Below are 14,940 nucleotides of genomic sequence, written 5' to 3'. Positions count from 1 at the left end.
AATTTTTGACTTCTACATATCAATGAATGACTGGGAAGATCGGTACGTAGGACACTGGAGCGACGGAGTCGGCACCGAGATCAAGGTCGTCAAACTGCACAAGCACAAATTCCTGGTTTCGTACTTTCGCGACGGTCAGCCAGTACAACGACCGTGGTTGGGTGACCGGCCGTCCATCGACATGCCTGCCACGTACATTGTCGATCCGCTTGAAGGCGATGACTTCGAGGTCGAGCTTTCCGGTAGCAACTCAGGATACACGCTTAATTTGCACTACGAACAATCTGATTGGCTTCGACCTGACGACGATCGCGAGATCATCTATACCGCTATTTCTGGGCCTTCCGACTACGACGAACGACTATATCGGGATTGTATCGAGAACTTTCTGTGTCAGGAACACTTGCATCGCGTACAATTGAAGAGTGAGGAACCATGACATGCACGGAAGGACGGCTTGCGTGTTCAATGAAATGGAAAGTCAATCGTCCGTCCTCCGTGATGTCTACCGTTACGAGCACGAGGAATGTGTCAACGCTGAGTAACGCGGACTGCCAGGCTGCCCTGCGGGGCATCGTCCAGTGTCGCCCTGCGGGGCATGTTCAACGCCGGCCCTGCGGGGCACAGTTCAGGACTGCCCTGCGGGGCATAGTCCGACGCCTGCCCTGCGGGGCATGGTCCGACGCCTGACCAATGGTGGCGGCAGTCGGCTCAAGCCGTCGGGCCGAAGTTGATGGCAAGCCTGTGGGCACGATGCTAAGATAATTGACTCGTAACCATGCAATGATGACGGAGCGGCGATGGTCGCCGGTTTGGTAGCAATCACTTCAAACGCCGCCGCCCGCATATCGCCGCCGTTCCCCGACTGAAGGATCGTGAACAACACAGTCGCAACAGAATTGATCGCACGACTACGACGGGCAACCGGGATGCCACTGCTTGCTGCGCGGGAAGCGTTGTCGCAGTTTCCGCCCGATCAGCAAATCACAATGGTCGCCACAGCGGAACAAGACGATTCTGGAATGCTTCGCGACCCAATTGAACAAGATCCCATCGCGGGGCCAATCATTAGCTCTGTATTGAAATCTGTCGCAGTGCGCGTTCGTCGGGAACATGAACAGCGGATGGATGACTTGCGAAAGACGTCACCAGACATGGCGGACTTTCTATCCTCCGGTCGCGGTCTGTGTCATCGCATTTGGCACGATGCCAAACAAGAGCTAGAATCCGATCACCAAATCGATTGGCGTAGCCCGGCTGAAATGAATCCACAATGTGCATTTGACTAACTTTGACGGCACATCGCAATCTGCGGGGAACAATCGCGTGCACCGGAGTACGCGAGTCAGGCGGTTTTGAAATTGAGAATCTTCCGCGCGTACCCGGTGACGCGTGACGTTACGAGCACGAGGAATGTGTCAACGCTGAGTTACGCGGACTGCCAGGCTGCCCTGCGGGGCATCGTCCAGTGTCGCCCTGCGGGGCATGTTCAATGCCGGCCCTGCGGGGCACAGTTCAGGACTGCCCTGCGGGGCACAAACCGACGCCTGCCCTGCGGGGCATTGTCCGACGCCTGACCAATGGTGGCGGCTGTCGGCTCAAACCGTCGGGTCGAAGTTGATGGCAAGCCTGTGGGCACGATGCTAAGATGATTGACTCGTAACCATGCAATGATGACGGAGCGGCGATGGTCGCCGGTTTGGTAGAAATCACTTCAAACGCCGCCGCCCGCATATCGCAACCGTTATTCGATTGAAGTGCATCCCCGAGACCGATGGACTTTCGCGACTTCAAATTGACTGTGCCATTTTATTGGGATGATGTCACTGCCGACCTCGCCGGTGACGAAGTCCCGATCACCCTCGCTCGACCAGACGGAGTCGGAGCTTTGCAGTTTTCGATTATGCTGTACCGCTCGGGCCAGACACCGAACCCAAGTCCCGATGACTTATTGACGATGATTAGCGGGTTCGCACGAGACACCGACCTTGGCGAGGTAACGCAAACTGAAACTGAGTTTGGGCCACCGGTATTGGCGGCGGGAACGTGTTACACTGATGGCGACTATGTGAGAATTTGGGTTGTCTCGGATGGCATGAATTTCGCGTTTGTCACGTACACTTGCGCGAGCGATCACGGAACCGGCGAGGTTCGAGACTGCGAGCAAATTGTACGAAGCCTCGTCTTTACATGATGTGAATGCGCTTGATCCAAGACTGCGAATAACAATGCCGTGAACCGGAGTCGCGTGTCACGCGTTTTGGTAATGGCAAACTCTCACGACGCGACCCGGTTACGGCTAGCGTTATCGCTTCAGAATGCCCATGTTGCCGACTGTTCAGGATATCGAACCGCGAATCCGAAAAGCAAGCGACCATCCCGACTTGATCACCGAAGACGATCTGTGGATCTTGAGTGGCGCGTTGCTTTTATGTTTGCGCGAAGATGACAACGGTGTATCGCGTGAATACGCACGCCTCGCAGAGGGGCGAGACCTTCAACAGGATGTCGCGGAATCACTCGCGAATCTGACGATTCGGAACCGAAATCCAACGCTTGAACCTCTCTTAGTGACATTTGAACGCGACCAGCAGTTCTACGAGGCAATGCATGCGGCACTTGCAATGACATTTCCGAGAACAAATGGAGAACCGATCAAGCGGAATACGGTAACTCAAATGCAAATGGAGGTCTTGAAGCGACTTGCCGCCGCGGAGACAATTTGGACATCGGATATGACACTGCGAGACCGCTTGATTGAACATGGGTTGCCATCAACACGACACGAACTCAATCGGATGGTGGTGCCCTTAGGTTAAAATGCGATAACAAAGCGTTGGACGCGGAGCCGCCGGTCGCGTCGTTCCTGAAGTCAACGTTGATCGGCGGCGGCCCGGTCAACGCTGCCGTTCGGCTCGAAAATATGGAACGTAGACATGCGCATGTTGACCCTATTGATCTGCCTAGCCTTCCCCGCAACGAGCCAAGCTGAGCTGCGCGCTATCGGTGTGTTGGTCACGAAGGACAACCAAGCACAAACCCGAGTTTCCATCTTTTCCGATGTCCAAGAGGAGAACAAAGCCAACGGCACGGTCAAGGACACGGTTCCCATCCTGCGCAATGCCGAGGGATGGGGTAGTATCGTCAAGGTTGGCTTGGTTGTGCGTGATGTTCCCCTCGCGGAATACTTACCACTGATCACCGAAATATCGAAAAACTCCGCACTTGAATTAGTGTTTCTCGAAGGGGAGAAGCCAAGCTTTGTCCACGATAACATTAGAAGACGCATCGAGGCAGCTAACGGTCATCTCAAAGCGTCCGATCCCGCAACGGCAAAAGCTACCGATAAGTGAGCCGAACCAAAAAATGCACCCGAGTTGCCGATCGCGCGTTTCCTGAAGTCGAAGTCACTTGGCGGCAACCGGGTGATTTTGGTCGTTACGAGCACGAGGAATGTGGCAACGCTGAGTAACGCAGACTGCCAGGCTGCTCCGCGGGGCATCGTCCAGTGTCGCCCTGCGGGGCATGTTCAACGCAGGCCCTGCGGGGCACAGTTCAGGACTGCCCTGCGGTGCACAAACCGACGCCTGCCCTGCGGGGCATTGTCCGACGCCTGACCAATGGTGGCCGCTGTCGGCTCAAGCCGTCGGGTCGAAGTTGATGGCAAGCCGGTGGGCACGATGCTAAGATGATTGACTCGTAACCATGCAATGATGACGGAGCGGCGATGGTCGCCGGTTTGGTAGCAATCGCTTCAAACGCCGCCGCCCGCATATCGCTCCCGTTACCCCACTGAAGATATGGAACCCGACGCCGAACTGCTCGATCACCCAGGCCTGAGCATCGGCACATATCTTCGCCTCCAACCAACGACTGATGGTACCGCATACGTGCTTCGCCCCAATATACGACGCCTCATTCTCGCGGCTTCGATTCCGTTGGCATCAATCATTCCGTGCATCTTCATCTATAGCATCGTCCCAATGCCCGGCGAGCAACGAGACATCCAAATGCGTTGGATCGCGGCAGTCGCATCGTCGATACTTTTCTTAATTGGAATTTGGCGGGCAACCGCCTGGACGCGCTTTCGCGCTACGAAGCTTGGAGTACGATACGAACCGGCTAATGACAGAATTGTATACCGATGTTCTGACTCAACCGAGACTTTTGACCGTAGGGATGTCCTTGGGTTACAGGTGATACGTGACTACACTGAGTCACAACTGAACCTATTGGTATCTCGCGGCGACGGGCTCGCGCGACGACTATTGCACCACGGATCGCATCAACGCATCAATGATCTCGTCGCCGACTTTTCGAGATTCTGCGGGATCGAGGTTGTGTCGGAAACTAGCACTCGTTCACGAAATGGGTAACCAAGCCGTGCACCTGAGGACGGCTTGCGAGGTTTCACGAATAGAAAATCAATCGTCCGTCCCAGGTGACGGCCGACGTTACGAGCACGAGGAATGTGTCAACGCTGAGTAACGCGGACTGCCAGGCTGCCCTGCGGGGCATCGTCCAGTGTCGCCCTGCGGGGCATGTTCAACGCCGGCCCTGCGGGGCACAGTTCAGGACTGCCCTGCGGGGCATAGTCCGACGCCTGCCCTGCGGGGCATAGTCCGACGCCTGCCCTGCGGGGCATGGTCCGACGCCTGACCAATGGTGGCGGCAGTCGGCTCAAGCCGTCGGGTCGAAGTTGATGGCAAGCCGGTGGGCACGATGCTAAGATGTTCGACTCGTAACCATGCAATGATGACGGAGCGGCGATGGTCGCCGGTCTGGTAGCAATCACTTCAAACGCCGCCGCCCGCATATCGCCGCCGTTATTTGCCAATCCCACTATATCTTCACAACGTAGCCTAAGAATGTTTAGAACGATTGTAATCATCGGCGCCGCCACCCTAGTTCTTAGCTCGGTGTCGAATGTCCGTGCGGACCTAATCACCGGATTGACACACTATTGGGACTTCGACCACTCCGCCGGATTCACGTTAGATGACAATGTTGGCACAAATAGCGGAACACTCCAAGGATTCACGGTCCCGACTTGGGTGTCGGGGAAGTTCGGAAACGCCCTTTCGTTCGACGGCATTAACGATCAGGTGTCGCTTGGTGGAATCAACGCTGCCGGCAACCAGCTGAGCGTTGGAGGGTGGGTCCGCCTGAATCGTCTTCCATCATCATTGCCAACCCCATTTGAAGCTATCTTTGACTCGGCACCTGATACGTTTGTATTGTATTCAGACCGGGACAACCAAGAACTGCGATTCAAAATCGTCGATCAAGAAAGTGACGCTGCACGTCCAGGAATTGCTCAGTCCCAATTGTCCACTGCGAATTGGGTTCACGTGCTTGGGGTTTACGATGGCACGAACAATCAGGCTTCGATCTACCTCAACGGAGCGTTGGCAGATCAGCACATCGGATCGGACTTTACTCCAGGTCCGCTAACTGGCAATGTTTTCACTGGTGGACCCTCATACTTTGGTAGCGAGGGCGGGCAGTGGTTTCTTTCAGGCACAATAGACGATTTTGCTGTGTGGGATCGTGTCCTTACAGTCGCAGAAATCTCGCAATTGCAAACCGCATCGGTTGGACAGCTAACTGCCGTTCCAGAGCCATCCTCCCTATTGCTGATTGGCTCTGCTGGCGTGGCGTTTTTGTCATTTTCGCGACGACGAAAGGCAGCAAATAACCATGGGTTGCAACGGCGCCGGGATTGCAAGCGTTTTGGCAATGGTCAATCATTCGTCCCGGCCCGCTGAACCCTACCGTTACGAGCACGAGGAATGTGTCAACGCTGAGTAACGCGGACTGCCAGGCTGCCCTGCGGGGCATCGTCCAGTGTCGCCCTGCGGGGCATGTTCAACGCCGGCCCTGCGGGGCACGGTTCAGGACTGCCCTGCGGGGCACAAACCGACGTCTGCCCTGCGGGGCATTGTCCGACGCCTGACCAATGGTGGCGGCTGTCGGCTCAAGCCGTCGGGTCGAAGTTGATGGCAAGCCTGTGGGCACGATGCTAAGATGTTTGACTCGTAACCATGCAATGATGACGGAGCGGCGATGGTCGCCGGTCTGGTAGCAATCGCTTCAAACGCCGCCGCCCGCATATCGCTTCCGTTCCGCCATAACAGCATCGCATACTAGTGAATGAATTGGTTGAATAAACGCAAGATCACACCTGATTCCGATTGGCAATCAGACCTAATCCGTTGTCGAGTAACTCGGCTCACGATCGAAGCTGCTATGCGTAGGAGGATACCCAACGCGAACGAATTGCCGAAAGGTTGGTTCGAAGACGCAAATGAAGACTTGCTTGCTTGGTATGATGAGAACTGTGGCGCTGAGCACGAGTTGTGGACATATGACAATGGCTGCGAGAGGGGCTTGGTGCTGATTGACGGGGCCCGCGTGGTTGGGGTCTTTGAGACAGTTGAGTACTTTCCAGGAACCCTTGATCCAAAGATGGATGCTTGAAATGGTCCAACTTCGTCATCAGGCTAATTTACGCACTCGCCTCAACTTTCAATATAAGAAGGCGGAACCAAGCGTTGGACACGGAGCCGCCGATAGCGTCTTTCCTGAAGTCAATGTTCGTTGGCGGCGGCCCGGTCAACGCACCCGTTCCCCCCACACACTTGAATGACAACCTACCACCGCTACGTACTGGATGATGCGGCAACCATCTCGCTTCCCGAGTTGGAAATAGCCCTTCGGTCCATCGACGACGCATACCGCTTTGACGGTGAGGCGTTAGTGCGCGGTGACCACGATTGCGCTCTTCAAATTGACGTCACGGAGCGTGGGTCAGATATTTTCGACGACGACATTGATCTTCTCATTGGCTTCGCGACACAGCGACGTGACCATGATGGGCTGGTCGCGAGACTGAACGCCGGGACTTGCATGGTGACAATGCAAGTTGTCAGCTACTCGGACGAATCTGCTATCGAACATGTTTTTGACACTCTCAGCCAATTGCACTCTGGATTGGCTGTATACGAGGGTGGTATATTCGATACTCCCGAACCGACACATCCGTGGATTAAAAGAGCGCTCAACGTCGTGCGAGGTATCGGCGGAAATCGGGGGGAACCATGACATGCACGGGAGCACGGCTTGCGCGTTTGGTTGAAATGGAGAGTCTTTCGTCCGTCCCCCGTGATGTCTGACGTTATCCGACTGAGATGCTGACTCACCCGTAGCATTTGATGCAGGCACAATTGAACACCGTTGATCTTCTCCTGAACGTAGGCTGATGAACATGATCCGAGCAATTTACACGATCCTAATTCTTGCCGCTGGTCTTGGGATATCACGAAGCTCTGATGCCGATGACACAGAATGCGTGCAGCTTTTACGACGTGCGATTGACTACCGTACTACCAAGATGAGTAGCGGTCGCGTCGTTATCCTTGAGCAGAGCATGCACGATGTACAAAACGCTGAATTCCTATTTACGGTTACCTTCGACGGAAATCAGCGTAAAGTTGCTCGGAAGTCGCGACTTATGGGATCCACAAAGTGGGGTGGTCCTAATCATTTTGTGCTGAATGATGAGCACTACATACACGATACGGGTGCACACCTAGGCATCCGTCCTTCCGTCGAGCTTGTGGACTCAAGTCATGAACCCGGTTCTCGGCGATTTGCGTTTGATCCTAGGTCACTGGGGATGTGTTTTGGGGGCGCATCTTCAATGGGTAGAAACGGGCTCGACTCGTTTCTTCAGTTTTTCGATGAGGATAAAGCGGAGTGCCAGGTTTCCGTTAGTGTAGTAGATGGTATCGATGCGATCTTGCTCACTAGCGTATTAAAAAGCGAGTCCGCTAACCAGCATGGTCGAGTATTCCGCGTATGGCTTGCTCCCGAGTTCGGTCATTCAATTGTTGCGGCAGAATTTGCCTCTGATGGGAACGGGCATTACTTGAAGGCTAAGTACCGTGATTACGGCAGCGGCATTTGGTATCCGTCCAAGGTGGTGTCCGAAGATCGTATCTCAGGTGCCGTTAGGCATCAGCATGTTTTGACCGTTGAGGAAGCTGAGTTTAATAAAGAAGTAAGTTCTGATGCCTTTCAGCTTCGATCGTTAAATCCGGAAGCTCGCCGAAGGACTTCAATAGACGCCGGAGATTCGGATTTCGCTTACGAAGCGGATGGAGCAAAAATGCTTGATTCTGAGGACCTTGCCATTCCGCCTCAACTTGAGGATTTGGATGACAAGAAATTCAAGGGGTTTTTAACTCGTTTGCTTGCGAGAGTTTCGGCGCTCGAGAAGGAAGTCGCGGACCTACGGTCACGGGTATCTGAGCGCGATACCAACCTTGAGCCAACGCCCTAGTATCGGATAACAATGCCGTGCACACGGAGGACGGCATCGAGCGTTTACAAATGGAACATCAAACTGCCGTCCCCGGTGACGGCCGACGTTATCGGGCAAGAGCTCAGCCACATGTCGTTTCGCAAATCGAAAAACCAGACCGACCAGTGGCGTGCCTTTTGCACGAAGCACGATCGCTACGTGTCGCAGTTGCCTCGGCTTGCTCCTGTCTTCGCAAACGCTGACCGCTTCGATCAATTCCTGCAATCCGGCGTCTACGATGGCGACAACGCGATGCTGACAATCATGTCGCTGACCGACCCTGAGTGGCCGCCGTTTTCCTTGTTCGTTGATCAATACTCGACTGACTGGCAATCCTATTTTACGGACACGATGTATGTGGCATACCACCGCGAACATGACAAACGCCACTGGCAGCCGGCGACTACTCGCTTCGTACGTGACGATCTGCGACTCCCAAAGCTAATTGTTCATTTTTGGGCGAAATGGGACGCACACGACAGGAACATGGACGCGAATCTCCGACCCGCAATCGAACAATTCGATGACAACGTTGAATTCCGTTCGCTTGACATCGACGTCCCGCAGTTGCACGACGTCTGTCGCGAGGCGGGCATCGTCAAAGTGCCGTCACTCGCGTTCTATTCCAACGGAGACGTTGACCGCGTACTTGTTGGCGTTTGTGAACCAGCTGCTATCATCAATGACATCGCCACTTGGCTCGCAGAAACAAAGCCCGATAACCATGCCGTGAACCGGAGCGGCGAAGTCGGGCGGATTTGAAATGGACAACCTTTCGTCGCCGCCCGGTTACGGCGGTCGTTCGACGAACTAAGGACATTTCATGAAAGACCTACTCACCACAGACAAGAGAATTCCTCGATCCACCTTCTGGAAATTCTATGCCGTCGTGTATGGATTGCTATTGATCGTTGGCGTTCTTTCAGAGTTTGAATCAATCCCCGAATCAGTCACGACGGCACTCTCTTTCTTGCTGTTTCCTGTTTTAGCGATGGGAATCATTGTGCAGATCAAGCGATGGCATGACCGTGACAAATCAGGTTGGTGGGTCCTGATCAATGCAATTCCGATACTGGGCGGGATTTGGTCATTCATAGAGTGTGGATGCATGAAGGGAACGAATGGGCCGAACCAGTTTGGTCCAGACCCGCTGCAGGATTAGGCACGCCACGTCGAACCATGCCGTGAACCGAAGCGGCGAAATCTGCGTTTTTTGAAGTGGTCAGTTTCTCGTCGCCGCTCGGTTACGGCAACCGTTACGAGCATGAGAAATGTGTCAACGCTGAGTAATGCAGACTGCCAGGCTGCCCTGCGGGGCATCGTCCGGTGTCGCCTTGCGGGGCATGTTCAACGCCGGCCCTGCGGGGCACGGTTCAGGACTGCCCTGCGGGGCACAAACCGACGCCTGCCCTGCGGGGCATGGTCCGACGCCTGACCAATGGTGGCGGCTGTCGGCAAAAGCCGTCGGGTCGAAGTTGATGGCAAGCCTGTGGGCACGATGCTAAGATGAGTGACTCGTAACCATGCAATGATGACGGAGCGGCGATGGTCGCCGGTCTGGTAGCAATCACTTCAAACGCCGCCGCCCGCATATCGCCGCCGTTCGCCGACGGAGACTCGCGATTCGCACTTGGAGCTTGAATCGCTTACAATGGCGTAATGGAAACCGTTTATTTGGAAACAACCGTTGTCGGCACGATCGCGTCGCGAGACCAACCGGACCCGATCATGTTGGCTCGCCAGCTTTCCACTCGCAAATGGTGGGCTGACGCTTCAGTCCGCTTTGATCTGAAGATTTCTGATCTCGTAATCGCTGAATGCAGTGCAGGCGATCCGATCGCCGCTGCGGAACGTTTGGCGGTTGTTGCCGGGATTGAACTCGTCACGCCACGGGAAGACGCCGAATTACTCGCGGAGGCTCTCATGCTCGGCAAGGCCGTTCCCGAATCGGAACCGCGTGACGCCGCCCACATCGCATTAGCGGCGGTGCATGGATTGACGTATTTGGTCACCTGGAACTTCAAGCATATACTTAACCCACACCTTCAACGGCGGATCGGGGACATCTGCCGTGAATCTGGGTTTACTCCTGCGACGATCTGTACACCCGAACAATTACTGGAATCCTATGACAACCCCTAACCCAATTGAAGAAATCAAGGCGATTCGTCACCGACTCGGAGCCGAGGCCGGGTACGACATTCATCGTGTCTTTGCTGAATTGCGTAGTGCACGCGACTCTTCGGAACGTTCGTATGTCGATCTCTCACCTCAAATTGCGGCGAACCATCCGTTGCAACGGAGCGGCGAAGCTGGTTTTTTTGAAGTGGACAATCGTTCCTCGCCGCCCGCTGAACGGTAGCGTTCTGCCACAGAGGTTACACTAACGTCATGCTTGATTGGTTTCGTGGAAAACCAAAATGCCCCGTCGATGAATCAACCAAAAGCTGGATTGAGACACGATTCTCTTGGCTTACCGATGAGCTTGGGCTAGAGCGTCTGCGGACTGGGCGAACTGTTCTTCCCACTGAGGAGTTCTTGCCGCTTACTTACGAATGTACGGAGGACGGAATCCATGACCTAATGTGTCGTGTAGCGTCACTAATGGACGTCGATCCTACGACGCTCAATTTGGGCTTCTACGAGGATGGCACGCCTCAATTCGAAGGCGTTGTCAACAGCCGCTCGGCTGGACTGTACACAAAAACTGGTGAGAAGCATGACATTTGGCTTGAGGTCTATTCCCTGGATGACCCAGCGAGCGTGATCGGGACGCTATCCCATGAAATAGGGCACGTCATACTATTGGGTCAGAACCGGATCTCGCCTGACGAACCCGATCACGAGGAATTGACTGACTTGCTAACGGTCTTCATGGGGCTAGGCATTTTTCCAGCCAATTCTGTGGTCCACGAATCAAACTGGACTGAAGGTCAATGGTCTGGATGGTCGGTTGGGAAACGCGGTTACATGAGCATGGACATGTATGGTTACGCCATGTCTTTGTACACTCTCGCTCGTGATGATCCGTCTCCCCAGTGGGCCGTGCATCTTCGACCAGACGTGCGTGCTGCTTTAAAACGCGGTGTTCGGTACATTGAGTCAACACATGACTGCAACTTCCTACCCGCAACAAATCGTGGCAGAACCAAGCGGTGAACCGAAGTCGCCGATGACGTGTTTTTTAAGATCAATGTTTTTGGCGGCGACTCGGTTACCGCCGCCGTTCGCCGAACTAAGGACATTTCATGAAAGACCTACTCACCACAGACGGGAGAATTCCTCGATCCACCTTCTGGAAATTCTATGCCGTCGTGTATGGATTGCTATTGATCGTTGGCTTTCTTTCAGAGTTTGAATCAATCCCCGAATCAGTCACGACGGCACTCTCTTTCTTGCTGTTTCCTGTTTTAGCGATGGGAATCATTGTGCAGATCAAGCGATGGCATGACCGTGACAAATCAGGTTGGTGGGTCCTGATCAATGCAATTCCGATACTGGGCGGGATTTGGTCATTCATAGAGTGTGGATGCATGAAGGGAACGAATGGGCCGAACCAGTTTGGTCCAGACCCGCTGCAGGATTAGGCACGCCACGTCGAACCATGCCGTGAACCGAAGCGGCGAAATCTGCGTTTTTTGAAGTGGTCAGTTTCTCGTCGCCGCTCGGTTACGGCAACCGTTCTGGCCACGAAGCTCCCCATCGTGCTCGTGCTCAGTGAAACGGTGCTCGTGCTCGTAATCGAAAGGCAGCTTTGATGAACGATCCAATCTTCGACCACGATCGACTGGATGTTTACCGTCTGTCCATCGAGTATGTTTCCGCAGCTTTCGAGATTTCGAAAACGCTGAGCGGCTTGCATCGCCACGCCCGCGACCAATGGCTTCGCGCGGCGCAATCCATTCCGCTCAACATCGCTGAGGGCAACGGCAAGCGAAGCGTGAAGGATCGTGCTCGTTTTTTCGACATCGCTCGCGGATCAGCCTTTGAATGCGCTGCGATCCAAGATGTGCTCGTTGTGTCCGGTGGGTTGGATATCGAGACAAGCCGTGACATGAAGCTGAAGCTCAAATGAGTGGTCTCGATGTTGACTCGGATGGCGATCAAGTTTGACGGGGTCGGGGAGTCATCGGTAGACTACGCGGAATTGATCGATTACGAGCACGAGCACCGCGATGCTGAGCACGAGCACGAACGAAAGCCAGAACCAGGCCGTGCACCTAAGGACGGCTTGCGAGGTGTTACCAATGGAAACTCAATCGTCCGTCCCAGGTGACGGCGTCCGTTCCCCCAGCGAGGATTGAATGACACGCGAACGTCCACCGCAAATGCAATCCAGTCCTGGATGGGATCGTGTGACTTCGTTCTATCGTGACTTAATTGACCAACACGGATTCGAACAGCACCGGATGCTCGATGTTGTTGCTCATTACTCCAGAATGGATACAAAACCGGTGATTCACGCCAGCACGTCCCACGCCGCGCTCGGCATATCAACGGCTGAGACCTATCCCGGCAGGCTTGGTGTGCCCATGGTCTACATCGAATACCACGCGACAAAGGATACTTTTCGACTGATATTCCAGAAACGCCAGGGCGACACCGAGCGGACGAAAAATGTGGAAGACCCAACGGCCCCAGAAGCGTTGAACGACATACTTGCGTGGCTGCGGGCTGAGCAGATAATGGGGGAACAATGACATGCACGGGAGGACGGCTTTCGCGGTTTTTGAAGTGGAAAGTCCTTCGTCCGTCCCCCGTGATGTCTGCCGTTCTGCCAACATGAAAAATAGCCGCGTCGTTTCCGTTGTACTTTTCGTCGCAATAGGATTTCCGATTGCAATGACGGGATGGCAAACGTGGACTACTGCCGCTGAATCTGCGAAGAAATCAGCTGTATTGGCTCTGCTGGATGAAACTGAACGGACGGCAACAGCTCACTACGACGAATCCGGCACGTATCCGGCTACAATTGACGAGATGGCGATTTCCGTCTTTCCGGATGGTGGCAACCCAGCGATGCTCGATGAAATCCACTATGCGTCGGACGGTGATAAGATGACACTTGAATGGCGTGAGTTCCGTGTGATAAGACCGGAGGCAGAACAATGACATGCACGGAAGGACGGCTTGCGGCGCTTCTCACAATGGATCGTTGACTGTCCGTCCCCCGTGATGTCTGACATTATTCGATTGAAGTCCGTCCCATTGAAGGAGCACGTTGGAAGCTATTGAACTTCTTGGAATTGCTGCCACCGCAGTTTTGACTGGGGCACTGCTGCTGTTCACGCCTCTTTGGGGCCATTCGTTCGTTGCTGGGGCTGTATTAAATCCACCGCGACCTTGCTCTTGGCCGCCAACTCGATTCGAATGCATCGGACTTGTTCTCTACCTTGTGATCGCTGCCATTGCCTGCACCATATATGATTTGCCGAGCTACTACGGATCGTTGGAACTGCGCACCGAATCATCCTTCATCGGTTTCGCAATTTCTTACTGGTGGATGGGTCGGCGCTTGATCGCGCGGCAACGAATTGATGACCCAAAGGTTGTTCTAGCAGTCTTCGTTTTTTGGCAGCCCGCAGCCTCCTTGGTTACCAGCGCGATAGTTTTTGGATCCTTCTTTTTGCTGTCCGCCGTTCTGGCGGCCTTAGAATCCTTGCTTGCATTTCCGGTCGTTTCCGTACTGGTCGGATTGGTCGTTTCCTTCGAGGTTTGGTTGTTTCGCCGGCTCCGTTTACTACTCAAAACGTGGTCCGGCGAATAACTTTGGCGTGCACACGGAGCGGGGCTTGCGGCCGGATTTGAAATGGACAGCTTTACTCTCCCCGCCCGGTGACGCCGGTCGTTACCCGAAAGAGATGAACGTGCGTCTCGAGCCGCTGCCCTACCTTCCGCGGAAGCAAGACAATGTCGTAAATCTCGACGATGGAAACGGAACCACAACATCTGAGGGCTGCGTCCTTCGATGTTGGCTTGATGACACGCACTGTTGGATCGCCAATGCAAAACCCGGAAACGGATACGCTATGTCGATCACTCCTTGGCCGTACGCAAACGCTCACATTTGGATTGCACGCGGTGCTGTCTACCTACTACGCATTGATCAAGCATATTCCTGGACATACTACGATGACCTCGGCATTGCTTGCTACATCGCACATGATCCCAAGCACGCGTTCATCGCAACTTACACTGATGTCATCTGCCTTGACTCCGCAGGTTTTATACACTGGCGAACACCCGTCGCGATTGACGGCATCGAATTCTTGGGAGAGACTGATGGCTGGCTCGAACTCAATTGCTGTGACGATCCTCCGGACGTATGGCGGCCACGCCGGGTCTCGATTCGCGATGGAGCAATCGGGTAACCAATAAGGATTTGACTTCGCGGCGAGGCGTGGTTTGAGTTCGAATCTTTTTCTTGGCTGGTCCGTAAGTCGCTGCGCGAAGCCAGTGCCACTAGCCGAAGCTCAAGTCCTCTGTTCAAGAAGCCCGGTTGGATTTCCCACGCAGCCTATCGCCTGTATGGTTTTTGCTTCCGTGCTTGGTACTCCGGTGCGGATGGTGGTACC

The 14,940-nt window shown here is 54.3% G+C and carries 19 protein-coding genes; all 19 read left to right on the top strand.

Features of this window, described 5'->3' with window-relative positions; genetic code table 11:
- Positions 1-22 precede the first annotated feature (22 nt).
- The 19 genes from Pla100_RS14260 to Pla100_RS30790 all read left to right on the top strand — a co-directional run bounded on the left by Pla100_RS14260 (position 23) and on the right by Pla100_RS30790 (position 14,736).
- On the top strand, positions 23-439 hold the full coding sequence (locus tag Pla100_RS14260; protein WP_146578370.1) for a hypothetical protein: 417 nt from the start codon (positions 23-25) through the stop codon (positions 437-439).
- A gap of 436 nt (positions 440-875) precedes the next feature.
- Positions 876-1,289, top strand: a complete 414-nt coding sequence (locus tag Pla100_RS14255; protein WP_146578369.1) for a hypothetical protein — start codon at positions 876-878, stop codon at positions 1,287-1,289.
- A 512-nt stretch (positions 1,290-1,801) separates the two neighbouring features.
- The gene (locus tag Pla100_RS14250; protein ID WP_146578368.1) at positions 1,802-2,194 is read left to right on the top strand and encodes a hypothetical protein; all 393 of its coding nucleotides are present in this window, start codon (positions 1,802-1,804) and stop codon (positions 2,192-2,194) included.
- Between the two features lie 130 nt (positions 2,195-2,324).
- Complete coding sequence (locus tag Pla100_RS14245; protein WP_146578367.1) at positions 2,325-2,819, top strand: hypothetical protein; 495 nt, start codon at positions 2,325-2,327, stop codon at positions 2,817-2,819.
- 117 nt (positions 2,820-2,936) lie between these two features.
- Positions 2,937-3,353, top strand: coding sequence for a hypothetical protein (locus Pla100_RS14240; protein WP_146578366.1), 417 nt, complete (start codon positions 2,937-2,939; stop codon positions 3,351-3,353).
- A 1,416-nt stretch (positions 3,354-4,769) separates the two neighbouring features.
- The gene (locus Pla100_RS14235) at positions 4,770-5,768 is read left to right on the top strand and encodes a LamG-like jellyroll fold domain-containing protein (protein ID WP_146578365.1); all 999 of its coding nucleotides are present in this window, start codon (positions 4,770-4,772) and stop codon (positions 5,766-5,768) included.
- 877 nt (positions 5,769-6,645) lie between these two features.
- On the top strand, positions 6,646-7,104 hold the full coding sequence (locus Pla100_RS14230) for a hypothetical protein (protein ID WP_146578364.1): 459 nt from the start codon (positions 6,646-6,648) through the stop codon (positions 7,102-7,104).
- Between the two features lie 157 nt (positions 7,105-7,261).
- A complete protein-coding gene (locus Pla100_RS14225) occupies positions 7,262-8,344 on the top strand; it encodes an outer membrane lipoprotein-sorting protein (RefSeq protein ID WP_146578363.1) in 1,083 nt (360 codons plus the stop codon).
- A gap of 12 nt (positions 8,345-8,356) precedes the next feature.
- Complete coding sequence (locus tag Pla100_RS14220; RefSeq protein ID WP_146578362.1) at positions 8,357-9,127, top strand: thioredoxin family protein; 771 nt, start codon at positions 8,357-8,359, stop codon at positions 9,125-9,127.
- Positions 9,128-9,188: 61 nt separating this feature from the next.
- Positions 9,189-9,527, top strand: coding sequence for a DUF805 domain-containing protein (locus Pla100_RS14215; protein WP_146578361.1), 339 nt, complete (start codon positions 9,189-9,191; stop codon positions 9,525-9,527).
- 497 nt (positions 9,528-10,024) lie between these two features.
- The gene (locus Pla100_RS14210) at positions 10,025-10,507 is read left to right on the top strand and encodes a type II toxin-antitoxin system VapC family toxin (protein ID WP_146578360.1); all 483 of its coding nucleotides are present in this window, start codon (positions 10,025-10,027) and stop codon (positions 10,505-10,507) included.
- A complete protein-coding gene (locus Pla100_RS14205) occupies positions 10,494-10,727 on the top strand; it encodes a hypothetical protein (protein ID WP_146578359.1) in 234 nt (77 codons plus the stop codon). The genes Pla100_RS14210 and Pla100_RS14205 overlap by 14 nt, the downstream gene beginning before the upstream one ends.
- 242 nt (positions 10,728-10,969) lie before the next feature.
- Positions 10,970-11,524, top strand: coding sequence for a hypothetical protein (locus Pla100_RS14200; protein ID WP_146578358.1), 555 nt, complete (start codon positions 10,970-10,972; stop codon positions 11,522-11,524).
- 89 nt (positions 11,525-11,613) lie between these two features.
- Positions 11,614-11,952, top strand: coding sequence for a DUF805 domain-containing protein (locus Pla100_RS14195; protein ID WP_146578357.1), 339 nt, complete (start codon positions 11,614-11,616; stop codon positions 11,950-11,952).
- A 170-nt stretch (positions 11,953-12,122) separates the two neighbouring features.
- Positions 12,123-12,440, top strand: a complete 318-nt coding sequence (locus Pla100_RS14190) for a four helix bundle protein (RefSeq protein ID WP_146578356.1) — start codon at positions 12,123-12,125, stop codon at positions 12,438-12,440.
- Between the two features lie 229 nt (positions 12,441-12,669).
- Entirely contained in the window at positions 12,670-13,065 is a 396-nt protein-coding gene (locus Pla100_RS14185; RefSeq protein WP_146578355.1) for a hypothetical protein, read from the top strand.
- 82 nt (positions 13,066-13,147) lie between these two features.
- Positions 13,148-13,477 carry a hypothetical protein gene (locus Pla100_RS14180; protein ID WP_146578354.1) on the top strand — a complete coding sequence of 110 codons (330 nt, stop codon included), beginning with the start codon at positions 13,148-13,150 and terminating at the stop codon, positions 13,475-13,477.
- A gap of 109 nt (positions 13,478-13,586) precedes the next feature.
- Positions 13,587-14,132: a hypothetical protein gene (locus Pla100_RS14175; protein ID WP_146578353.1), complete on the top strand. Its 546-nt coding sequence runs from the start codon at positions 13,587-13,589 to the stop codon at positions 14,130-14,132.
- Positions 14,133-14,394: 262 nt separating this feature from the next.
- A complete protein-coding gene (locus Pla100_RS30790; protein WP_197167935.1) occupies positions 14,395-14,736 on the top strand; it encodes a hypothetical protein in 342 nt (113 codons plus the stop codon).
- Positions 14,737-14,940: the final 204 nt, after the last annotated feature.

The organism is Neorhodopirellula pilleata (assembly GCF_007859915.1).
GTDB lineage: Bacteria > Planctomycetota > Planctomycetia > Pirellulales > Pirellulaceae > Rhodopirellula > Rhodopirellula pilleata.
This window is presented reverse-complemented; position numbering and strand designations above follow the sequence as displayed.